Raw genomic sequence first — 23,574 nt, 5'->3', positions numbered from 1 at the left:
ACTCTGGAGGTGCGGGTCGCCCGGCTGCCGGGCGACGCCGCGATATCGATGACGTCTTCTGCTTCCCGCCGCAATGCGGTCGCGCTCGCGGCCGTCTGTCTCACTTCGTTGATGTTCGGTCTCGAGATCTCGAGCGTGCCGGTGATCCTGCCGACGCTCGAACGCGTGCTGCACGGCGACTTCAACGGCATGCAATGGATCATGAACGCGTACACGATCGCCTGCACGACGGTGCTGATGGCGGCCGGCACCCTCGCGGACCGCTTCGGCCGCAAGCGCGTCTACGTCGCGGGCACCGTGCTGTTCGGCGCGACGTCGCTGCTGTGCGGGCTCGCACCGAACGTGCCGGTGCTCGTCGCGGGCCGGCTGCTGCAGGGCGCGAGCGGCGGCGCGATGCTGATCTGCCAGATCGCGGTGCTGTCGCACCAGTTCCGCGAGGGGCGCGAGCGCGGCCGCGCGTTCGGCATCTGGGGGATCGTGTTCGGCATCGGGCTCGGCTTCGGGCCGATCGTCGGCGGCGCGATCGTCGCGCTCGCGAGCTGGCCGTGGGTGTTTCTCGTGCATGCGCCGCTCGCGGCCGTCGCGCTCTCGCTGATCGCCGGCGCGGTGCAGGAGTCGCGGGATCCGCACGCGGGCACGCTCGACGTCGCGGGCATCGTCACGCTGTCGCTCGCGGTGTTCGGCCTCGCGTTCTATATCACGCAGGGCGACGCGCTCGGCCTGACGAGCGCGGCGGGGCGCGGCGTGCTCGGCGCGACCGTGCTGGCGCTGGCCGGATTCGTCATGGCCGAGCGCAGCAGCGCGCGCCCGATGTTCGATTTCTCGGTATTCCGGATCCGCGCGTTCACCGGCGCGATCTTCGGCTCGATGGGGATGAACTTCAGCTTCTGGCCGTTCATGATTTATCTGCCGATCTACTTCCAGGTCGCGCTCGGCTACGACAGCGTGACGGCCGGCCTCGCGCTGCTCGCATACACGCTGCCGACGCTGGTCGCGCCGCCGTTCGGCGAGCGCCTCGCGCTGCGCGTCGGGCCGGGCGTCGTGATTCCGGCCGGGCTCTTCACGATCGCGGCTGGCTTCGCGCTGATGCGGATCGGCAGCGCGGCCGCGCCGGCGAGCTGGCTGACGATGCTGCCCGGCTGCGTGATCGCGGGCATCGGGCTCGGCCTGACCAACACGCCGGTGACCAACACGACGACGGGCGCGGTGCCGAGCGCGCGCGCGGGGATGGCGTCGGGCATCGACATGAGCGCGCGGATGATCTCGCTCGCGCTGAACATCGCGGTGATGGGCTTCGTGCTGGTCGCGGGGATCGTGTCGAGCCTGAAGGCGGGCGCGGCGGGTGGTATCGGCGACGCGGCGCTGCGCGCGCTCGCGCAGGAAATCGCGGCCGGCCGCACCGACGGGCTGCGCACGTTCGCGCCGGAACTCGCGCGCGCCGACCCGACGGGCGCGGCGCTGCACGCGGCGCTCGTGCATGGTTTCGGCTGGGTGATGACGTATGGCGCGCTGGGCGTGGCGGTGCTGGCGACGGCGAGCGCATTGGCATTCGCGCCCGCGCGGCGCGGGACGGCGCTGGCGGAATGACGTACAGCCGGCGGGCCCGCGCGTTTGCGTGGCCGCCGCCGCGCGCGGTGCTGGCGACGGCGAGCGCACTGGCATTCGCGCCCGCGCGGCGCGGGACGGCGCTGGCGGAATGACGCACAGCCGGCGGGCCCGCGCGTTTGCGTGGCCGCCGCCGCGCGCCGTGCTGGCGACGGCAAGCGCGCTAGCGTTCGCGCCCGCGCGGCGCGGGGCGGCGCTGGCGGAATGACGCACAGCCGGCGGGGCCGCGCGTTCGCGTGGCCGCCGCCGCGCCGCGCGCCGTTCAGCGCATGCCGCCGCCGAGCGCGCGGTACAGCGTCATCTGGTTGTTGAGCCGGTTCAGGCGGTTCTGCGCCTCCGTGCTCTCGGCGTCCCGCAGCCGCTGCTGCTGGTCGAGCCACGGCTGCACGCCGGTCGCGCCGGCGCGGAACTGCGTGCCGGCGAGCGTTTCCGCGCGCTGCGCCTGCGCGAGCGACAGCGCACGCTGCTCGGCTTCGCGTTCGAGCTGCACGCGCGCGGCGAGCGCGTTCTCGACTTCGGCGAGCGCGCCGTACAGGCGCTGGCGGAACGTGACCACCGCTTCCTCGTATTGCGTCTTCGACACCTTGATTTGCAGCTGCATCGTGTTCCACTGGATGAACGGCAGCGCGAGCCCGAGCCCGAGCGTGCCGACCGGGTTCGTCAGCACGCGTTCGAGGCTCGTGCTCGACGTGCCGACGTTGCCCGTCAGCGTGAAGGCCGGGTAGAAGCTCGTGCGGGTCGCGTCGACGTTCGCGAGCGATTCGCGCAGGCGGAATTCCGCGGCGCGCAGGTCCGGGCGGCGGCCGAGCAGGTTCGCGGGCAGGCCGGCCGCGACCTCGGGCAGCGGCCCGCCGGGCAGCGCCTGCGGCTCGGCGGCAAGCTGCTGCGGCGGCCGGTCGAACAGGATCGCGAGCGCGTGGCGGCTTTCGGTGCGCTGCTGGATCAGCTGCGTCTGCGCGGCGCGCTGCGCGGACAGGTTCTGTTCGGCCTGCGCGACGTCGAGCCCCGACACCGCGCCCGCCGCATGGCGCGATTGCACGAGCGCGAGCGTGCGCTGCGCATACGCGATGTTCGCGTCGCCGAGCGCGATCAGCCGGTTCAGGTAGCCGAGCCGCCAGTACAGCGAGGCCGTCGTGCCGATCAGCGACAGCCGCGCCGCTTCGCGGTCGGCCTCGGTCGCGTCGGCTTCCCAGCGCGCGGCGTCGCGCTGCGCCGCGAGCCGGCCCCACAGGTCGAGCTCGTAGCTCAGCGTGCCGGTGACGCCGCTCGCGCGGGACGTCTGGTGCGTGTCGAGCGTGCGTGTGACCGAACCCGACGCGCCGAGCGTCACGGTGGGCGTGAGGTTCGTGTCGACGAGGCCGGCCTGCAGCCGTGCGCGGTACACGCGGATCGCCGCGATCGCGAGGTCGCCGTTGGTGCGCAGCGCGTCGTCGATCAGGCCGTCGAGCACCGGATCGCCGAAGCTGCGCCACCAGTCGGCCGCCATGGGCGAGGCAGCGGGTGCGGCGGGTGCGGCGGGCGCCACGGGCGAGGCCCAGTTCGCGGGCATCGCGACGGCGGGCAGCGGCCCGTTGCGCGTCGCCGTGCAGCCGGCCGCCAGCGCGAGCGCGGCGGCGAGCGCGGCGGCGCGGCCAGGCAGGGAGGCGGGTGTCGTCATGGGCGGGCTCCGTCAGTCTCGCGCGAGCGCATCGATCGGATCGAGCCGCGATGCGTTGCGTGCCGGCATGTAGCCGAATACGACGCCCGTCAGCGTCGAGCACAGGAACGCCGTCACGATCGCGCCGGCGGAGAACACCATCTTCCATTGTTCGACGAACAGCGAGAACAGGATGCTCACGCCGAACGACAGCACGATGCCGATCGCGCCGCCCAGCAGGCACACCAGCACGGCCTCGACGAGGAACTGCTGCAGGATGTCGGCCTGGCGCGCGCCGACGGCCATCCGGATGCCGATCTCGCGGGTGCGCTCGGTGACCGACACGAGCATGATGTTCATTACGCCGATGCCGCCGACCACGAGCGAGATCACCGCGATCAGCGACAGCAGCAGCGTGAGCGACTGCCCGGTCTTCGCGACCGTCTTGACGACACTGTCCATGTTGTACGTAAAGAAATCCTTGCGGCCGTGCCGCTGGGTGATCAGCTTCGTCACGCTCTGCTCGGCCGCCTGGCTCGGCTGGCCGTCGCGCACGCGCACCGTGATGCTGTCGAGATACTGCTGGCCGAACAGGCGGCCGCTCGCGGTGGTGTACGGCACCCACGCATTGAGGCTTTTCACGTCGCCGAACGCGCTCTTCTTGTCGGCCGTGACGCCGATCACGACGCACGGCAGGTTGCCGATCAGGATCACTTCGCCGAGCGGGTTGCGGTTCGCGCCGAACAGCTTGCGCCGCGCGTTCTGGTCGATCACCGCGACCTGCGCCTGGCGGCGCACTTCGTCCGCGCCGAACGCGACGCCCTGCGCCATCCGCATGCCGCGCACCTGGAAGAAGCGATCGCCGACGCCGCTGATGAGCGCGTTGACGTCGACGTTGCGGTAGCGCAGCAGCTGCGAGCGCGACGTCTCGGGCGTCACGCTGTCGACGTACGGCTGTTCGGCGAGCGCGGCGACGTCGGCCGGCACGAGCGTCTGGATCGTGTCCGCGCGGCTGTCGCCCCAGTCGAGGCCCGGGTAGAGGTTGATCGTGTTGGTGCCGATGCTGCCGATTTCGTCGAGCATGTAGCGCTTGGCGCCTTCGCCGATCGCGACGATCGACACCACCGACATGATGCCGATGATGATGCCGAGCATCGTCAGCAGCGTGCGCAGCCGGTGCGATACGAGCGCGATCCACGCCATCCGGAATGCTTCGGCGAAACGGCCGGTGCCGGCCGACAGGCGCCGCGCGCGCGGCGGCGCGACGACCGACAGCGCGTCGTCGCCGTGCGTGCGAGCGGGCGCGGGCGCGTGTGCGTGTGCGGCGTCGTGTGCGGCTTCGTGTGCGGGCCGGACCGATGTCGCGACATCGCCGGCGTCGGCTTGGGCTTCTGCTTCTGCTTCGGCATCCGAACTCACACTCGCATCCGCATCCGCATCCGCATCCGCACTCGCACTCGCACTCGCACTCGCACTCGCACCCGCACCCGCACCCGCACCCGCACCCGCACCCGCATCCGCATCCGCACTCGCACTCGCACTCGCATCCGCTTCCATCGCGTCGATCACAGGATGCAGGTTCGGCCGGTCGGCGACGATCTCGCCGTCGCTGATCTCGACGATGCGCCGCGCGTGGCGGGCGACATGCTCGTCGTGCGTGACGAGGATCACCGTGTGGCCGAGCGCATTCAGCTCGAGCAGGATCCGCATCACGTCGCGGCCGCTTTTCGAGTCGAGCGCGCCGGTCGGCTCGTCGGCGAGGATCACCTCGCCGCCGTTCATCAGCGCGCGCGCGATGCTCACGCGCTGCTGCTGGCCGCCCGACAGCTGGCTCGGCCGATGGTCCTCGCGATCCGCGAGCCCGAGGCGCGCGAGCAGGCTGGACGCGCGCGCGCGCCGCTCGGCGTGCGGGCTGCCGGCGTAGACGGCCGGCATCTCGAGGTTGCCCACCGCGCTCAGGTGCGGCAGCAGGTGATAGCGCTGGAAGATGAAGCCGAAATGCTCGCGGCGCAGGCGCGCGAGCTCGTCGCCGTCGAGCGTCCCGGTTTCGCGCCCGCCGACCGTGTAGCGGCCTTCGCTCGGGTGGTCGAGGCAGCCGAGGATGTTCATCAGCGTCGACTTGCCGGACCCCGACGCGCCGACGATCGCGACGATCTCGCCGGCATCGATCGACAGGCTGACGTTCTTCAGCACCACGACGTCCTTGTCGCCGGTGGCGAAGCGCCGCGTGACATTCGTCAGCTGCAGCAGCGGCCGGGCCATCGTCACGCTCCCGGCGCGGACGCGCCGCCCGCGGCGGCGTCGGCGGCGTCGCCGATCACGACACGCTCGCCTTCCTTCAGGCCCGCGAGCACCTCGACCTTGACGTTGGTGTTGATGCCGGTGCGCACCGCGCGCGTGTCGAGCGTGCCGTCGGCGCGCAGCACGCGCACCGCGTAGCGGCCGTCCTTGTCCTTCGCGCCGAGCGCGGCGGCCGGAATGCTGAGCGCGTTGCGCGCGCTGCCGAGCAGGATGTTGACCTGCGCGGTCATCGAGATGCGCAGCCGGTGGCCGGGGTTCGGCACCTCGAACAGCGCGTTGTAGAACACGGCGGCGTTCGATTTGGCGCCGCCGCTCGACATGCCGCCGAGGGTGCTCTGCGATTCGAGGAAATTCTGCGGCGCGGGCTCGATCGCGCGCAGCTTGCCGTAATGGCGCTTGTCGGGATCGCCGAGGATCGTGAAGTACGCGTTCTGCTCGGGATGCACGCGGATCACGTCCGCCTCGGACACCTGCGCCTTCACCGTCATCGTGTCGAGGTCGGCCAGCTTCAGGATCACCGGGGCCTGCTGCTGCGCGATCACGGTCTGGCCTTCCTGCGTGACGATCGCGACCACCTGTCCGTCGATCGGCGCGACGATGCGCGTGTAGCCGAGATTGGCCTCCGCCGTCTCGATCTGGATGCGGGCCGCGCGGATCTGCGCGTCGAGCGACGCGAGGGTCGCGCGCTGCACGTCGAGCGCCGCGCGCGCGCTTTCGAACGCTTCGCGGGAGGTGGCGTCGTCGGGCAGCATCGCCTGCTGGCGCCGGAACGCGAGTTCGGTCTGCTTCAGCTGCGCGGCGGTCGCGCGCTGCTGCGCGAGCAGGCTCTCCTCGCTGGTGCGCGCCTGGCGCAGCGCGTTGCGCGAGATCACCGGGTCGATTTCCGCGAGCCATTGCCCCTTCGTGACCTTGTCGCCGAGCTTCACCTTCAGCGTCTTGAGCTGCCCCGACACCTGCGCGCCCACGTCGACCTGCCGGAACGCCTGCAGCGCGCCGGTTGCCAGCACGGTGTTTTCGAGGTCGCCGCGCGTGACCGGCGCGCTCAGGTATTCCGGGTGCTTGTCCGGCGCGAGGAAGTGCAGGGCGAGGCCGGCGACGAGCGCGACGGCGGCGAGACTTGCGAGCGCGATGCGCCAGCGGCGGCGGTTCTGTTTCATGAGAGTGCACGGCGACGATGGGTCGCGCGTCGGCTAAGCGAGTGGTCGATCAGTCGTTCGAATGGCCGCGACGGAGGTGACGGGCGTCACGCGCTGGCTGCAAGCGCGGCAAGGCAACTGTCAGGTTTCGTCGCGGCCGCTCATGGTAAGCGAATTCGTCGGACGATATCGAGCCGATTTATGTCACCAATTGTGCGCAGATGTGCAACGTGGCGCGTCGGGCGGCCGGCAGGGTGTCGAACCGTGAAAACCGGCACGTGTGACGAACGAACGCGGCGGCGTCGCGTCCTTTTTCGTCGTCAGGGTTGGGGTGCCACCGGGGCGGGCACATGCGGCGCGGCGCCGTCGATCCGGCTTTGCGTGTCCGCATCGACGATCGCGCGGATCGTGCTGAACAGCGGGCTCGCGCTCGTATAGCGCCGACCGTAGCCGAGATTGAACGCGTAGTCGAAATCGGGCGGATTGTCGCCCTGGTTGTGCTGAAGGATCGTTTCCAGCTTGTCGAGCGCCTTCACCGCCTGCGCTTCAGGCGACGCGGCCTGCTCGTATTCGTCCCACAGCGCCACGATCTCGTCGCGCAGCGCGGCGTCGAGGCCGGCGGTCAGCGCCAGCAGGTCGCGGCGCTCGTGCGCGTGCCGGTCGGGATGCGCGGCCTGCTCGATCGCGGGAATGTCGCCGTGCAGCGCTTCGCCCAGATCGTGCACGACGCACATCCTCAGCACCTTCAGCGGGTCGGTGCCGGGCAGCGCGTCGGCGAACGCGAGCGCCATCAGGCACAGCCGCCAGCTATGCTCGGCGGTGCTTTCCGGGCGGCCCTGCGACGTGCGGCCGCTGCGCAGCACGTCCTTCAGGCGTTCCGCTTCGCGCAGGAAATCGAGCCGCGCGCGGATCGTGTCGGGGTTGATCGAGACGCTCATCGCCAGGCTCCTTGCAGGAAGCCGCCAAGCGTACGCCGCGCAGCGGCCCGCCGTCCACGCATGAAATATGCGCGGGGCGTCACAGCGTCTCGACGAGCCGCGCGGCGGAGCCGTCGGACAGGGTCATCCGCGTCCAGCGGCAGGTGCTGCGGCGGATCGGCACGACGCGCGACGCGTTCGCGCCGCTGCCGAACTCGACGCTCGGCGGGCCCGCGCGGTCGCGCCAGCCGAGCGCGTCGAGCGACGCTTCGACGCGTGCGATTTCCGGCGTCGCATAACGCCACAGCGATGTGCCGAGCAGCGCCGACAGCGGCATGCCGAATTCGGCGGCGCGCAGGCGCGAACTCGCGAGCAGGCGATGCGTGAGATCGCACACGAGGTGGACCTGCCCCGGATGCGCATCGACGAGCCGCGCGAGCGCGCGGTCGCCCGCGGAATCGAGGCGGGCCGCGAGCAGCCGCTCGGCGAGCGCGCGCTCGTCCGGCGACATCTGCTGCACGCCGGCCTCCCAGCGGGAGATCGTCGATTGCGCGACGCCGAACAGCTCGGCGGCGTGGTGCTGTTTCACGCGGTGCAGGAGCCGCCAGCGTTTCAGCAGCGGGCCGAGCGGCGGCGTTTGAAGCGGCGAGTCTGCCATGTCGGTGCTCCCGTTGCGGTGGCCGTGTGGGCGTCTCTACTGGATGATCCGCAGGCTGCCGTTCGCCTGGATCGCGATGGCCACCACCGGCACGAGCAGGATGCCGCCCAGCACGAGCACGCCGTCGGCCGCGACGGTGACGGGCGTCGCCAGCAACCGGATGCCCTTGTCGACCGGCGACAGCGATTCGCGAATGGTGACGGTGTAATGCCGGTTGAACGGCTGCGCGGCCGCGTCCGGTTTCTGTTCGAAGCCGTCGGCCGAATAGCGCTTGCCGCTGATCTGCCCGCCGAGCGACAGGCTGTCCGTCCGTTCCTTGAACCCGTCGGCGATGGCGGCCTGGCGGTCGTCGGCGGATGCGTCCTTCGGCAGGGTCGTGTGATAGGCGCCGGTCACCGCGTCGCCGTCGACATGAAGGCCGTAGAACGACGAGCGCAGCGATTTCCGGTAATGAGACATCAGTACCGGCCGAAGCTTGTTCGGCATGTCGAAGATGGAGTGGTACCGCTCGCCGAGCACCACGAGCTTCCTGCCGTCCTCGGTGATCATGAAGCGGGAGACGCCTTCGGTGTATTGCTTGTCGTCGAAGAGATTCGGCGTGAAGCAGCCGGACAGCGCGAGGCTGCCCGCCAGCGCGCCGGCGCCGAGCGGTCGCCGGCGCGTGATCGTGGTCGTCATCGGTCGTGGTTCCGTCTGGTGCGGCCTGGGCGGGCTTGCGCCCTCGGAGGCGACGATTCTGGCGGATTGGCCTGGCTTTGTCGAACGGCGCGTTCGGCAATCGACAAGATTGTTGCGTCGCGCGTCGCGTTGCCTTCATATTCGTGCCACGGTGCCGCGGCGACAATCGCGGGCAGACGCAGACGATCTCGCGGCGCATCCCGCGACCGCGCCTTATCCGAGGGAAAGACATGCTCAAGACGCTTCTCCGCGCCGCGCTCGCGCTTGCCGTCACTGCCGCCTCGCTGCACGCCGCCGCCCAGACCAGCTACGACTACCTGCTGCTGGCTTCCTCATGGGAGCCGGGCTTCTGCGCGACCCACTCGACGCCGGAGTGCGACAACCTCGCAGGCACCTACGCGGCGACCAGCCTGTCGCTGCACGGCCTGTGGCCGAACAACTACGACGGCAACCAGCCGTTCTTCTGCGGCGTGCCGCAGCGCGACATCGATCTCGACAGCAGCCACGCGTGGTGCAGCATGGATGCGTACCCGATCAGCAGCGCGACGCGCAACACGCTGTCGACCTACATGCCGGGCGTCGCGTCGTGTCTCGACAAGCATGAGTGGTTCAAGCACGGCACCTGCGCGAACGCGGCGTCGCCGGATGCGTACTGGAACCAGGCGAGCGGCATGATCAGCCGCCTCGGGAACACGTCGTTCAACGCATTCCTGCAGGCGAACGCGGGCCGGACGGTGACCCGCAACCAGTTGCTGTCCGCGTTCGAAGGCGCATTCGGCAGCAACACGCGCGGCGCGGTGTCGCTGAAATGCACGAAGGCGAACGGCGTCAGCTACTTCACCGAGGCGTGGATCGCGGTGAAGACGAACGCGGCCGCGCAGTTCCCGAGTGCCGCGTCGCTCGTGATCGACGGCAATACGCAGGGCACGTGCCCGACGACGGGCGTGTTCATCGCGCGGTAACGCGGGGAGGGGGCGTACATCCCGCGCGATTGGGTCGCGCTCCCGCGCTGCTCAAAAAATCGACCTTCCGAGCGATTGCGGACGAGCAAGCGGCACCGCTCGTCCGTAGCGGAATGGAAATTGCGGCACCAGGAACGGTGGTATTTGCCACAGCGTTGAATTCGTTCCAGGAGGCGCTGCCATGTTAGGTACGATTCTTATCGTTTTACTGATTCTCCTGCTCCTCGGCGCGATCCCTTCATGGCCCTATAGCCGAAGCTGGGGCTATGGGCCGTCAGGCGCCATCGGGCTCGTCGTCGTCGTGGTCGTCGTGCTCGTCCTGCTGGGTCATATATGACCACGGCCGATCATGAATTAGCGGCCGCCGAAGCCGGGCGGCACGCTCGTGCGCGGGACGGACCCGGCCCGCCGGGGTTGCGCGTGGATTCTTTGCATAAAGGTAAAGGTGCTTGAACGACCGTAGCCGAGCGGGTCGACCGGCCCTCATGCCGCCGGATCGGCCTCGGCACGTCAAAAAATCGACCGCCCCGAATAAGTCGTCAGCCACTCCAGCGCCAATGTGCCGGCGAGCGAGTTCCCGTTCGCGTCGAGCCCCGGCGCCCACACGCACACGGCCATCTCTCCCGGCAGCACCGCGACGATGCCGCCGCCGACCCCGCTTTTCGCGGGCAGCCCGACCCGGTACACGAAGTCGCCCGCTGCATCGTAGGTGCCGCAGGTCAGCATCAGCGCCGACAGCCGTTTCGCGGAACTCGAATCGACGATCCGCTCACCCGTGACCGGCGCGACGCCGCCGTTCGCGAGGAACAGCGCGGCGCGTGCGAGCTCGACGCAGTTCATCGTGATCGCGCATTGGCGGCAGTACGCGTCGACGACGACGTCCGGCGGCATCTGCATGTTGCCGAAGCTCGCCATGAAGTGCGCCATCGCGCGGTTGCGCTCCGCGTGCTGCAATTCCGACAGCGCGACGCGCGAATCGTAGTCGATATCGTTGGTGCCGATCAGCCGTCGCACGAATTCGACGAGCGCAGTCTCAGCGCGCACGAAGCGGCGGGACAGCACGTCAGTGACGACCAGTGCGCCAGCATTGATAAACGGATTGCGCGGCTTGCCGCGTTCGCTTTCAAGCTGGACGAGCGAATTGAATGCGGTGCCGGACGGCTCGCGGCCGACTCGCTCCCACAGGGCGTCGCCAAGCAACTGGAAGGCGAGCGTACACGCGAACAGCTTCGAAATGCTCTGGATCGAGAAGCGTTCGCGTGCATCGCCGACCGTGTAAACGTTGCCGTCGAGCGTGACGATCGCCATCCCGAACTTGTCGGCGGGCACTTTCGCGAGCTCGGGGATGTAGTCGGCCACGCGGCCCTGGCCGATCCAGGGGGCGAGTTCGGTGTGGATGCGTTCGAGGATCGGTTGGTAATTCATGAAGTCAGACGAGGGCGGCGCGGCGCCCGGATTGCGGCGAGCCCGTATGGAACCGTTTCGGCGCGGATTCGTCAAGCTTTCCGCGCGCGCGGCACGCGCGGCATGCGCCGCAAGGCGGCATTCGCGCCCCGATTTTCAAGACAAGCAAGAAAGCAAACGGCAGGCGCAGTATCATGCGGTACGTTTCGCGGCGCGAAACGCCCGGCATCCGCCGGCGCGGCCGCCGCTGTTTCCCCCTGTGATTCAAGTGCCGACCCATGTCTTTCCGGATCCTGCTCGTCGAGGACGACACCCGCTTATCCACGCTGATCGCCGGCTATCTGCGCAAGAACGACTATGAAGTCGAGACGGTGCTGCACGGCGACGCCGCCGTGCCGGCGATCCTGTCCCTGCGCCCGGACCTCGTCATTCTCGACGTGAACCTGCCGGGCAAGGACGGTTTCGAGATCTGCCGCGAGGCACGCAAGCAGTACGACGGCGTGATCATCATGGTGACCGCGCGCGACGAGCCGTTCGACGAACTGCTCGGCCTCGAATTCGGCGCGGACGACTACGTGCACAAGCCGGTCGAGCCGCGCATCCTGCTCGCGCGGATCAAGGCGCAACTGCGCCGCGCGCCGGCGCGCGGTATCGAAAGCACGGCCGCGCAGCCGGAGCGCCACACGTTCGGCAAGTTCTCGATCGACCGCACCGACCGCACCGTCATGCTGCCGGACGGCAGCGTGCCGGACCTGACGTCGGCCGAGTTCGACCTGCTGTGGGCGCTCGTCTGCCACGCGGGCGAAGTCGTCAGCCGCGACGACCTGATGCTGCAATTGCGCGGCGTCGAATTCGACGGGCTCGACCGCACGATCGACGGGCGCATCTCGAAGCTGCGCCGCAAGCTGCGCGACGACGCGAGCAACCCGCAGCGGATCAAGACGATCCGCAGCAAGGGTTATCAGTTCAGCAAGCATGCGTGGGAGTGACGCCGCGCAAGGTCGCGCGACCCCCGCGCACGGCCGGCCCGGCCGCCGGGAGCCGCGATGATCCACCGATTCCGCGCGCGCGCTGACGCGCCCCCGCTGTCGCCGCTGCGCTACGTGAAGTGGCGCTGGCTGCATTTCCGCCGCGCGTGGACGGACACGCGCGCCGATCGCATCCCGAGCTGGTCGCGCCTCTACGTGCGCACCTACATGCACCTGCTCGGGCTCGTGCTGCTGACGGCGCTCGTGCCGGCGCTGGCGCTCGGCGTCGCGCTGTCGCCGCAGGTGGTGTGGCATGCGTTCGATGCGCTGCCGGGCGACATCTGGATCGTGCTCGCGTTCATCCTCGCCTTGCCGGCGCTCGCCGCCTACCGCTGGATGCGGCCCGTATGGTCGGATCTCGTGATGGTGCGCGAGCGCGCGATCGACTTCACCGGCGGGCGCTTCAACACGCGCGCGCGCGAATCGCACAGCGTGATCATCGGCCCGCTTGCACGCACGCTGAACGCGCTCGCGATCCGCATGGAGCGGCTGATCGCCGCGCAGCGCGATCTCACCAACGGCATCTCGCACGAACTGCGCACGCCGCTCGCGCGCGTGCGCTTCGCGCTCGAGATGCTGCGCGAGCCCGGCTCCGCCGCCGAGTACCAGGGCGCGCTCGACAGCATCGCGCAGGACGTCACCGAGCTCGACGAACTGATCGACATGAGTCTCACGTACGCGCGGCTCGAATACAGCTCGCTGCAGTCGAGCCTCGAGCCGACGGCGCTCGCCGCATGGTTCGAGCACCAGGTCAACGATGCGGCGCTGCTGTATCCGGAGAAGGCGATCGAGACGCGCATCGCGATCGCGGCCGACCTGCGCGTGGCGATGGACCGGCGGCTGATGGCGTACGCGATGCGCAACCTGCTGCGCAATGCGAGCAAGTATGCGCAGTCGCGCATCGCGGTCGGCATCGCGGTCGTGCACGGCAACATCCGCATCTACGTCGAGGACGACGGCCCCGGCGTGCCGGTGGACGAGCGCGAGCGGATCTTCGACGCGTTCGTGCGGCTCGACCGCCGCACCGGCGGCTACGGCCTGGGCCTCGCGATCACGCGGCAGGTGCTGCACGCGCACAACGGCCGGATCGCGATCGTCGATCCGACCGAGCTCGGCGGCGCGCGCTTCGAGATCAGCTGGCCGACCTGAGCGGCGGCGCCGGCTGCGTCGTCAGTAGGTGCGGCCGAGCTGGACGTAGAAGTTGCGCCGGCCGCCCGGCGCGAGCGCGACGCCGATGTACACGGGGCCGGCCGCGGTCGTCATGCTGGTGAAGAACGTATAGCTCTGCTTCATCGAGCCGCCGCCGATCCGCGAGCCGCCCAGCCACACGTTGCCGACTTCCGCGCTCGCGCCGACATAGAGCGCCTTGACCAGCGACGTGTTGAACGTCGCGAGCTGGTTCATGTAGGTCACCTGCCCGTAGGCGAGCGAATCGCCGTTCAACTGGTCGGCCGCATAGGCGGACAGATGCTGGAACCCGCCGAGCGTGAAATTGAATGCGTTGACGAGGTTCGTGCCGCCGATACTCTTGCCGCCCTCGATCGTCGCGCTGATGCTGTGCCGGCCGAACGACTGCGCGACCATCGCCTTGCCGTACAGCTCGGTGTACGGCGCGTTGTTGATCCTGGAGTCGAATGTGGCCGTCGACGCGCCGTTGCGCGAGATCAGCGAGCGCTCGACGCGGAACTCCGTGTAATAGCCCTTGCGCGGGAATCGCGGATCGTCGAGCTGGTCGATCACGAGCCGCGCGCGGGCCGACAGGGCGTCCGCCGAATAGCTGGGGAACAGCAGGATCGACTCGGTGCTCACGTCGTCGTCGAACTGCAGCGGCACGTTGTAGGTCGGCGAGCCGTGGGTGTGCGTGTACGCGACGCCGATCCGGAAGTCGCCGAGGCGGCCGATCGGCACGCCGAAGTCGATGCCGGCGCGCGACGTCTGGACCAGGTACCGCGTCACCTTCACGTCGCCGGTTTCGTCGTACAGGCTCGCATAGCGGCGCTGGTACTCGGCGTATGGCGCGATGTAGTCGCCGTACTTCACCGACAGCGGCTGGCGCAGCTCGACGTGCACGGCATCGAGGTCGCTGCCGACCGTCGCGTCCGCGCGGAATTCGAGGCCGGATTCGGTGAGCCACGGGCGGCGGTAGCCGGCGTGCAGCCGGAAGCCGCCTTCGTCGGTCGAGCTGCTCGACATGCCGAGGCCGAACAGCAGGAAGTTCGGCCCCCAGTATTTCTCGCGCGCGTCGATCACGAGCCGGTTCTCGTCGCCCGCGCTGACGACCTGCTGCGTGACGCTCTCGAAATTGCCGCTCGTCGTGAGCGACAGCAGGTCCTGGCTGACCGCCTTCGGATCGTAGATGTCGCCCGGCTTCACGTGAAGCGCATTGCTGACGACCCGCTTCGGCACGCCGCCGCTGGTCCGGATCTCGATACGGGTGATGCGCACCGGCGGCGGCAGCGGCTGCGCGTGCGCCGCGTGATATTCGGCGTACTGCTCCGGCGTCAGCGCGTAGCGCTTCAGCTTCGGCAGCGCCGCGATCGCGGCGGCCTCGCCGGCGGCGATCGCCTGGCTCGCGTTCTGGAAATCGGTGAACGCGAGCGAGCCGAGCGCGGGCGTGAGCAGCACGTCGCGCGCGGTCATGTGCTCGCGCTGCGACGACACGTTCTGGCGGATCAGGATGCCGACCATCTGCTGCATCACGTCGGCGGGCGACGCGAGCGCGTCGAGCGGGCGAAGCTGCGAGCCGATGTCGACCGCGATCACGACGTCCGCGCCCATCTGCCGCGCGGTGTCGACGGGCAGGTTGCTGACGAGGCCGCCGTCCACCAGCGCGCGGTCGTTGATCTCGGCGGGCGCGAACAGGCCCGGCATCGCCATGCTCGCGCGAATCGCGAGCGGCAGCGAGCCATGGTCGAGCACGACCATCTGCCCGGTCTGCAGGTCCGTTGCGATCGCACGGTACGGGATCGGCAGCCGGTCGAACTGCTGGTTGGTCGGCACCGCTGCCGTCCAGTCGGCGAGCAGCGCCTGCAGGCGGTTGCCCTGCACGAGCCCGGCGGGCGCCTTCACGCCCTTCGCGCCGAAGCCGATCGCCAGGCCGTTCACGTACAGGCGCTCGTCCTCGCGGCGGCTTTGCGGCAGGTCCGCGCGCTCCGTCACGTCGAACGCGATGTCGGCGAGGTTCACTTCCGACAGGCGCTTCTGCATGTCGGCGGCGGCCATGCCGCTCGCGTACAGGCCGCCGACCACGGCGCCCATGCTGGTGGCCGCGATGCAGTCCACGGGAATGCGGTTCTCCTCCAGCACCTTCAGCACGCCGAGATGCGCATAGCCGCGCGCGCCGCCGCCGGACAGCACGAGGCCGACCGACGGCCGGCCGGCGGGGCCGCCGTCGGGTGTGCAGGCGTGCGAAACATTCGGGGGCGGAACGGCGGCGCCGGTGGCGGCGGCCGCGTCGGCGGTGGGGCCGGATTGCGCGGCGGCGGCGCAGCACCAGACGGCAACGAATATCGGACAGAGGCGGTACAGCCCCCGCCAGCGGTAGGAATCAGGCGCTGACATCGTGTTTACCTGGCGTGATCGGGCAGCGGGTGCCTGGCGGGAGCAGGCAAAACCGAGAGATTAACGTGTTTTAGGGGTACGGAGCGAGGCACGGATGCGCCGGCGGGGCGGACACCGGTCATTTAGTCGCGAAAAAATCACGAGATTTGATTAAAGTATCGGCACAATTTGCCGCTAAGCCGGAGATGGGCGGGCACACGCCGTGCGTCGCCGAAAACGTTTCACCCGTTTGTAAAGGGCCTGATCATGCCGACACCGCTGTTCGGAAAGCTGTTTGCGCAACCCGTTGCGATCGATACGGGTACCGCGACCACGCGGATCTACACGCACGAGCGGGGCGTGGTGCTGAACCAGCCGTCGGTCATCTGTTTCCGCAAGCCGGACGGCGCGGTTGCCCGGCCGATGCTGGAGGCGGTCGGCGAGCGCGCGAAAGCGCTGCTCGGCCGCGAGCCGGTGCATCTTGAAGCGGTGCGGCCGCTGCAGCACGGCGTGATCGCCGACGCGCACGCGGCCGAGCAGATGATCCGTCACTTCATTGACATGTCGCGCACGCGCTCGCGCTTCGGCCGGCGCGTCGAGGTCACGTTGTGCGTGCCGTCCGGGGCGACGGCGGTCGAGCGGCACGCGCTGTCCGAGGCGGCGCTCGCGGCGGGCGCCGCGCGCGTCACGCTGGTCGACGAGACGCTCGCCGCCGCGTTCGGCGCAGGGCTGCCGGTGACCGACGCGATCGGCTCGCTGGTCGTCGACATCGGCGGCGGCACGACCGAGGTCGCGGTGATCGCGCTCGGCGGCATCGTCTATCGCGAGGCGATCCGCGTCGGCGGCGAGCAGTTCGACGCGGCGATCGTCAACCATATCCGCACGCTGTACGGCGTCCAGCTCGGCGAGCAGACCGCCGAGCATGTGAAGAAGACGATCGGCACCGCGAGCGCCAACGTGCCGCGCGACACGATGCGGGCGGTTGGCCGCAGCGTCGTCGACGGCCTGCCGCGCACGATCGAGCTCAGCAACCACGACATCGCCGACGCGCTCGCCGCACCGCTGAACGCGGTCGTGAGCGCGGTCAAGCGCACGCTCGAGAACGCGCCGCCCGAGCTGATCACCGACATCGCGGATCGCGGCATCGTGCTGACGGGCGGCGGATCGCTGCTCGCAAATCTCGCCAAGCGGCTGCACGACGAGACCGGCCTCACGGCACGGGTCGCGGACGATCCGCTGACCTGCGCGGTGCGCGGCGCGGGCGCGGCGATGGGGCAGTTCCCGGTGCGCGCGGCAGCCTGACGCGCGACACGGCCGGGGCCGCCGTTCAAATATTCGGCCCCATTTCTCTTCCTCCACGGTTGTTGCGGCGCAGCCCGCGCGCCCCCCGACGATCCCCCGTCGGTCATCGAATCAAATTGCACATTTCACGCCACACTTCGTTCGGGTGAATCGAAATCCGAAATGAAAGGCCCGAAAAAAAGGGATTCTCGCCGTTAATCGAAAACTTAATTATTTCGGCGATTAACGAATAAAATCGGCAATTTTTTCAGTTTGAAAACTATTGCGCCGCGGCATTCCCGGGAGTGGCGCGCGACGGCATGCGCCCGCGTCGCCGTGCTAAACGTTTCACGCCGTTGTGCCCTGCCGGAAAGCCTTTGCGCGCCGGCGCTGCGATCGCACGCAGCGATTTGCATGACTGAATCATGCAATCCAGTCGATATCCGGCTACCCAAGTCAATTCATCTCGACATATCGATTGGCAAATAGGGTTGGTTTGATATAGCCTTGTCTGACAAAACGCAGGGCAGTTATCAAATCAACCAGAATGTCGCTGCCAGAGGGGTCGCCGTCATGCCATTTGACTAGCGTCGCTGTTCGCATTTCCGGGCCGATTTCAATCTTCACCATCTGAATCCATCCGCCGACAACGTTTTCCGCGGCGTCGGAGGGGTACGTGTTTGCCCGCGATTTTCAGCCGTCGTCGTTGCCATCAAGAGCCATCGAGCCGTTCCTTGCCGTCCGTATCTGCTGACAGGAGAGAATCAGCATGAACCGCATGCGTTCGAGAAAAACCAAAGAGACACTCCCGCGCTTCCTGCTGCCGACCGGCGTCTGCCTCGCGCTCTCCGGCGCCGGCATCGTTCCGGCGTACGCGACCTGCAGCACGGCGGGCACCACCGTGACCTGCTCGGGCGTCGCCAACCCGCTCGCGCCGAGCTATGCGAACAGCGCGAACAACATCAACGCGACCGTCAACCCGGGTGCGAGCGTCGGCGTGCTGCTCGGCGTCGGCGGCACGGCGATGTCGCTGACCGGCAACAACACCACGCTGACCAACAACGGCACGATCGACCCGTCGGCGCTCGGCTCGGGGCTCGGCGTGCTGTCGAGCGGCGCGGTGGTCGGCAATGCGTCGGCGAGCACCGCCACCGTCACCAACAACGGCACGATGAACGGCTCGACCGGGGTCGCGATCAGCGGCGTGACGGGCATGGCGCTGTCGGTCCAGAACGGCACGGGCGGCACGTCGACCATCACGAACACCGGCACGATCGGCTCGAACCCGCTGGTCGGCGCGACGCTGTCCGGCGCGGATGCGCCCGTGGTCGCCGCATACGGCGGCGGCAAGGTCAACATGACGAACAGCGGCACGATCAACGGCCGCGTGTCGCTCGGCACGAACGGCACGCCCGGGCAGGGCAATACGTTCACCAACTCGGGCACGATCAACGGCAGCGTGTCGATGGGCGCGAACAGCAACAACACGTTCATCGCGAAGACAGGCTCGTCGGTCAACACGGCGGGCGGCACCGGCACCGCGTTCAACATCACGGTCGGTCCGAACACGCTCAACGTGGCGCAGACGGGCATCGTCGACGGCGGCGCGGGCGGCGACAACACGCTCAAGCTGCAGCAGGGCACCCCTGCGAACGGCACGATCGCGGTCAACAACTACATCAACTTCAATCACCTGAGCGTCGAGAACGGCACCTGGACGATCAATGGCGCGTCCACCGCGCAGGACGCGACGCTGTCGGGCGGCGTCGCGATCATCAACGACAACGCGTCGCTCGGCACCGGCACCATCACCGGCGGCGGCGGCGCGCTGCAGGCGGGCACGGCGGGGCTCAACGTATCCAACAACGTGGCGCTCGTGGGCGGGCTGACGGTGCAGGGCGCGACCGGGATCACGCTGTCGGGCACGGTGTCGGGCAGCGGCGCGCTGACGAAGAACGATGGCGGCACGCTGACGCTGTCCGGCGCGAACACGTTCACGGGTGGCACGAACCTGAACGGCGGCGGCCTGGTGGCCGGCAACAACGGGGCGCTCGGCGTCGGCGCGCTGAACGTCAATGCCGCGGCGACGCTCGACACGAGCACGAACGTCACGCTCAACAACGCGGTCAATCTCAACAACGGCTCGACGCTGACGATCGGCGGCAGCAACGATCTCGGGCTGTCCGGCACGATCAGCGGCGACGGCGGCCTCGTGAAGAACGGTGCGGGGAGGACGACGCTGAGCGGCATGAACACGTATACGGGCGACACGACGATCAACAGCGGCACGCTCGCGCTGAGCGGCGCCGGCAGCCTGGCGACGACGGGCACGGTCAACCTGACCGGCGCGGGCGCGACGTTCGACCTGAGCACCGCGTCGGGCGCGCGGACGATCGGCGCGCTGGCGGGCGCGGCCGGCACGACCGTGGATCTCGGCGGCAATTCGCTGACGCTCGGCGGCAGCATCAACGCGACCTACGCTGGCACGATCAGCGGCTCGGGCAGCCTGACGCTGTCAGGCGCCGGCACGCAGACGCTGACCGGCGTGAACGTGTACACGGGCGGCACGAACCTGAATGGCGGCAATCTCGCCGTCGGCAGCAATACGGCGCTCGGCATCGGCGCGGTGAACGTCAGCGGCTCGTCCACGCTCGACGCGACCACCAACGTGTCGCTCGCGAACGCCGTCAACCTCGCCACGGGCACGACGCTGACGCTCGCCGGCAGCACCGATCTCGGCCTGGGCGGCACGATCTCCGGCGCGGGCGGCCTCGTGAAGAACGGCGCGGGGACGCTGACGGTGTCCGGTGCGAACAACTTTACGGGCGGCACGACGCTGAACGCCGGCAGCCTCGTGCTCGGCAATGGCAACGCGCTCGGCAACGGCGCGCTGAACGTCGGCGGCACGGCGACGCTCGATACGACCACGAGCATGACGGTCGCCAACGCCATCAACCTCGGGACGGGCAAGACGCTGACGCTCGGCGGCAGCAACGCCCTCGGGCTGAGCGGCCAGATTACCGGTGGCGGCGCGCTCGTGAAGAACGGCGCGGCGACGACGACATTGACGGGCGCGAGCAGTTTCACGGGCGGCACGACGATCAACGCCGGCACGCTGGCAATCGGCGCGGGCGGCAGCCTGTGGGCGGACGGCACGGTGAACCTGGCGAACGCGGGCGCCGCATTCGACATCAGCGCGGGCGGCGCGCAGAGGATCGGCGCGTTGACGGGCGTGGCAGGCACGAACGTGAGCCTCGGCGGCAGCACGCTGACGCTGGGCGGCAGCGGCAGCGCGACATACAACGGCGCGATCGGCGGCACGGGCGCCTTGACGCTGGCCGGCAGCGGCACGCAGACGCTGAACGGCGCGAGCACGTACACGGGCGGCACGAACCTGAACAGCGGCACCCTCGTGCTCGGCAATAACCAGGCGCTCGGCTTCGGCGCGGTGAACGTGGGCGGTGCGGCCACGCTGGATACGAACGCGAGCCTGACGCTCACCAATGCCGTCAACCTCGCGACGGGCGCGGCGCTGACGCTCGGCGGCAGCAATGCCCTCGGGCTGAGCGGCCCGATTTCCGGCGGGGGCGGTCTCGTCAAGAACGGCCCGGCGACCACGACGCTGACGGGCGCGAACACGTACACCGGCACCACGACGATCAACGACGGCACGCTGGCGCTCGGCGCGGGCGGCAGTTTCGGGTCGACCGGCGCGGTGAGCCTGGCCGGCGCGGGGGCGACGCTCGACCTGAGCGCAGCGACGGGTGCCCAGTCGCTCGGCGCGCTGTCGGGCGGCGCGGGCACGAGCGTCAATCTGGGCGGCAACGCGCTGACGCTGGGCGGAACCGCCAGCGGCACCTTCGGCGGCACGATCGGCGGCGCCGGCAGCCTGACGCTGGCCGGCACCGGCACGCAGACGCTGACCGGCGTGAACGTGTACACGGGCGGCACGAACCTGAACAGCGGCAGCGTGGTGCTCGGCAACAGCGGGGCGCTCGGCAACGGCGCGCTGAACGTCGGCGGCGCCGCGACGCTCGATACGAGCACCGGCATGACGTTCGGCAACGCGGTCAACCTCGGGACGGGTGCGGCGCTGACGCTCGGCGGCAGCAACGCGCTCACGCTGAGCGGCAGCATCACCGGCGGGGGCGCGCTCGTGAAGACCGGCGCAGCGACGGTGACGCTGGCGAGCGCGGCCGGCTACACCGGCGGCACGACGATCAACGCAGGCACGCTCGCGCTGGGCGCGGGCGGCAGCCTCGCGTCGACGGGCGCGGTGAACCTCGCCGGCACGGGCGCGACGCTCGACGTGAGCGGCGCGACGGGCGCGCAGACGATCGGCGCGCTGTCGGGCGCGGCCGGCACCAACGTGAATCTCGGCGGCAACGCGCTGGCGCTGAACGGTGGCGGCACCGCGTTCGGCGGCACGATCGCGGGCGCGGGCGGCGTCACGGTGGCGAGCGGCACCCAGGTGCTGACCGGCAGCAACACGTACACGGGCGGCACCACGATCGCGGCCGGCGGCACGCTGCAGCTCGGCAACGGCGGCACGTCGGGCAGCGTCGCGGGCGACATCGCCAACAACGGCGCGCTCGTCTTCAACCAGTCCGGCAACGTCATGGTCGCCAGCATCCTGTCCGGCAGCGGCTCGCTCACGCAGGCGGGCAGCGGCCAGCTGACGCTCACCGGCACGAGCACGCTGTCCGGGCCGACGACGGTCGCGGCCGGCACGCTGGCCGTCAACGGCTCGCTGGCCGCATCGGCCGTGACCGTGCAGGGCGGCGCGACGGTCACGGGCACCGGCACGATCGGCGGCCTCGTCGTCGCGAGCGGCGGCACCGCGTCGCTGTCGCAGCCGGGGCAGGCGCTGAACGTCGCGGGCAACGTGACGTTCCAGCCGGGCTCGACGATGCAGGTCGCCACGACGCCGCAGCAAAGCGGCAGCCTCGCGGCGACGGGCAGCGCGACGTTGAACGGCGGCAATGTGCAGGTGATCGCGAGCCAGGCGTCGTATCAGGCCAACCAGCCGTACACGATCCTGAGCGCGGTCGGCGGCGTGCAGGGGCAGTTCACGGGCGTGAGCTCGAACTATGCGTTCGTCACGCCGACGCTCAGCTATGACCCGACTCACGTGTACCTGCAGCTGGGGGCGAACGGCACGTCGTTCGCGTCGGTCGCGAAGACGCCGAACGAAGTGGCCGTCGCCACGGCGATCGGCACGCTGGGCGACGGCAACCCGGTGTACGACTCGGTGCTCGTCGCCGACGCGCCGACCGCACGCACCGCGTTCCGGCAGCTCGGCGGCGAGTTCCAGGCGAGCGCGAAGAGCATGCTGATGACCGACAGCCGCTACGTGCGCGACGCGGTGTCGGATCGCGTGCGCCAGGGGCTCGCGGCGGGCTCGGGGCCGCTCGCGGCGCTGTCGTCGGGCGGCTCGGCGCTGTGCGACGACACGGGCGCGGCCGCGGCGCGCGGCAACACGCTGGCGCCCGAGCGGCGGCTCGGCTCGCACGCCGGCTGCGTCAGCAACGTGCCGTACCGGCCGGTCGTGTGGGGGCAGGGCTTCGGCGGCCGCAGCCGGCTGGCCGGCGACGGTAACGCGTCGACGATCAACCGCAGCATGACGGGCTTCATCGCCGGCGCCGACATGGCGCTCGACGAGCGCACGCGCGTCGGCCTCGCGGGCAGCGTCACGCACAGCTCGCTCGACAACGACCAGAGCGCGTCGGCGTCGCTGAACAGCTACTCGGTCGTGCTGTACGGCGGCACGCAGTTCGACGCGCTCGGCGTGCGCGGCGGCGCGGCGTACACGTGGCACCGGATCAACAGCGACCGCCATCCGTCGTACGCGGGCTTCAGCGACAGCAACTCGGCCGGCTACAACGCGAACACCGCGCAGGTGTTCGGCGAGGTCGGCTACGCGATTCCCGTGGGGCGCGTCGCGCTCGAGCCGTTCGCCGGGCTCGCGTACGTGCGGCTGCATACGAGCGGCTACACGGAAACCGGCGGCGCGGCCGCGCTGCACGCCGATTCGGACACGAGCCACGTCGGCTTCTCGACCCTCGGCGTGCGCGCGGCGACGGAGCTCGGCTTGCTCGCGAAGGGCGCGCTGACGGCGCGCGGGACGGTCGGCTGGCGGCACGCGTTCGGCAACGCGCGGCCGAAGTCGACGTTCGCGTTTGCGAGCGGCAGTTCGTCGTTCCAGGTCGCGGGCGTGCCGATCGCGCGCGACAGCGCGGTGCTCGAGGTCGGGCTCGACGCGAGCGTGACGAAGAACCTGACGCTCGGCGTGTCGTACAGCGGCCAGTTCGGCAGCGGCGTGCGCGACAACGCGGTGCTCGGCAACATCCTGTGGCGCTTCTGAGCCACCTCTGACCGGCCGCCGACACGGCGGCACACACAAGCGGCCCCGCCCGGCATCGACGCCG

The 23,574-nt window shown here is 69.7% G+C and carries 15 protein-coding genes and 2 pseudogenes; 7 read left to right on the top strand and 10 right to left on the bottom strand.

Features of this window, described 5'->3' with window-relative positions; all coding sequences use genetic code 11:
* Positions 1–48: 48 nt before the first annotated feature.
* The gene (locus HWY45_RS16175; protein WP_059884791.1) at positions 49–1,587 is read left to right on the top strand and encodes an MFS transporter; all 1,539 of its coding nucleotides are present in this window, start codon (positions 49–51) and stop codon (positions 1,585–1,587) included.
* Positions 1,588–1,867: 280 nt separating this feature from the next.
* Here HWY45_RS16175 and HWY45_RS16170 read toward each other — a convergent pair whose 3' ends face one another.
* The 7 genes and pseudogenes from HWY45_RS16170 to HWY45_RS16140 form a co-directional block, all read right to left on the bottom strand.
* Positions 1,868–3,262, bottom strand: coding sequence for an efflux transporter outer membrane subunit (locus HWY45_RS16170; RefSeq protein ID WP_059884718.1), 1,395 nt, complete (start codon positions 3,260–3,262; stop codon positions 1,868–1,870).
* 12 nt (positions 3,263–3,274) lie between these two features.
* Positions 3,275–4,501: pseudogene (locus HWY45_RS37310) on the bottom strand (ABC transporter permease); the annotation flags it as partial.
* A gap of 210 nt (positions 4,502–4,711) precedes the next feature.
* Positions 4,712–5,503, bottom strand: a pseudogene (locus tag HWY45_RS37305) (ABC transporter ATP-binding protein); the annotation flags it as partial.
* Positions 5,504–5,505: 2 nt separating this feature from the next.
* Complete coding sequence (gene macA / locus HWY45_RS16155; protein WP_059562484.1) at positions 5,506–6,699, bottom strand: macrolide transporter subunit MacA; 1,194 nt, start codon at positions 6,697–6,699, stop codon at positions 5,506–5,508.
* Positions 6,700–6,998: 299 nt separating this feature from the next.
* Entirely contained in the window at positions 6,999–7,604 is a 606-nt protein-coding gene (locus HWY45_RS16150; protein ID WP_059884793.1) for an HD domain-containing protein, read from the bottom strand.
* A gap of 91 nt (positions 7,605–7,695) precedes the next feature.
* Positions 7,696–8,253, bottom strand: a complete 558-nt coding sequence (locus HWY45_RS16145; RefSeq protein WP_059562487.1) for a helix-turn-helix domain-containing protein — start codon at positions 8,251–8,253, stop codon at positions 7,696–7,698.
* 36 nt (positions 8,254–8,289) lie between these two features.
* Positions 8,290–8,931: a hypothetical protein gene (locus HWY45_RS16140; protein ID WP_059884723.1), complete on the bottom strand. Its 642-nt coding sequence runs from the start codon at positions 8,929–8,931 to the stop codon at positions 8,290–8,292.
* A 230-nt stretch (positions 8,932–9,161) separates the two neighbouring features.
* Between HWY45_RS16140 and HWY45_RS16135 the strand changes: the two genes are divergently transcribed.
* Positions 9,162–9,893, top strand: a complete 732-nt coding sequence (locus HWY45_RS16135; RefSeq protein ID WP_059884725.1) for a ribonuclease T2 — start codon at positions 9,162–9,164, stop codon at positions 9,891–9,893.
* 181 nt (positions 9,894–10,074) lie between these two features.
* Positions 10,075–10,230: a DUF3309 family protein gene (locus tag HWY45_RS16130; RefSeq protein ID WP_069236638.1), complete on the top strand. Its 156-nt coding sequence runs from the start codon at positions 10,075–10,077 to the stop codon at positions 10,228–10,230.
* Positions 10,231–10,403: 173 nt separating this feature from the next.
* Here the strand turns inward: HWY45_RS16130 and HWY45_RS16125 are convergent, their stop codons facing one another.
* A complete protein-coding gene (locus HWY45_RS16125) occupies positions 10,404–11,318 on the bottom strand; it encodes a glutaminase (RefSeq protein WP_059562496.1) in 915 nt (304 codons plus the stop codon).
* 257 nt (positions 11,319–11,575) lie between these two features.
* Here HWY45_RS16125 and HWY45_RS16120 point away from each other — a divergent pair, with 257 nt between their 5' ends.
* Together HWY45_RS16120 and HWY45_RS16115 are read left to right on the top strand one after the other, a co-directional pair.
* The gene (locus HWY45_RS16120; protein ID WP_059562499.1) at positions 11,576–12,286 is read left to right on the top strand and encodes a response regulator; all 711 of its coding nucleotides are present in this window, start codon (positions 11,576–11,578) and stop codon (positions 12,284–12,286) included.
* Between the two features lie 57 nt (positions 12,287–12,343).
* Positions 12,344–13,474, top strand: a complete 1,131-nt coding sequence (locus tag HWY45_RS16115; RefSeq protein WP_059884727.1) for an ATP-binding protein — start codon at positions 12,344–12,346, stop codon at positions 13,472–13,474.
* A gap of 21 nt (positions 13,475–13,495) precedes the next feature.
* Here the strand turns inward: HWY45_RS16115 and HWY45_RS16110 are convergent, their stop codons facing one another.
* A complete protein-coding gene (locus HWY45_RS16110; protein ID WP_059884729.1) occupies positions 13,496–15,886 on the bottom strand; it encodes a patatin-like phospholipase family protein in 2,391 nt (796 codons plus the stop codon).
* Positions 15,887–16,132: 246 nt separating this feature from the next.
* On the opposite strand from HWY45_RS16110, the gene mreB reads away from it, so the two are divergent.
* A complete protein-coding gene (gene mreB, locus HWY45_RS16105; RefSeq protein ID WP_059562509.1) occupies positions 16,133–17,167 on the top strand; it encodes a rod shape-determining protein in 1,035 nt (344 codons plus the stop codon).
* Between the two features lie 435 nt (positions 17,168–17,602).
* On the opposite strand, the gene HWY45_RS16100 is transcribed toward mreB, so the two are convergent.
* On the bottom strand, positions 17,603–17,776 hold the full coding sequence (locus tag HWY45_RS16100; protein WP_155628691.1) for a hypothetical protein: 174 nt from the start codon (positions 17,774–17,776) through the stop codon (positions 17,603–17,605).
* Positions 17,777–17,915: 139 nt separating this feature from the next.
* Between HWY45_RS16100 and HWY45_RS16095 the strand changes: the two genes are divergently transcribed.
* On the top strand, positions 17,916–23,510 hold the full coding sequence (locus HWY45_RS16095; RefSeq protein WP_059884730.1) for an autotransporter domain-containing protein: 5,595 nt from the start codon (positions 17,916–17,918) through the stop codon (positions 23,508–23,510).
* Positions 23,511–23,574: the final 64 nt, after the last annotated feature.

Origin of the sequence: Burkholderia stagnalis (genome assembly GCF_902830275.1) — a bacterium.
In the GTDB taxonomy this organism is placed as follows: domain Bacteria; phylum Pseudomonadota; class Gammaproteobacteria; order Burkholderiales; family Burkholderiaceae; genus Burkholderia; species Burkholderia stagnalis.
Note: the sequence above shows the minus strand (reverse complement) of the source record. Positions and strands in the feature narration are given on the sequence as shown.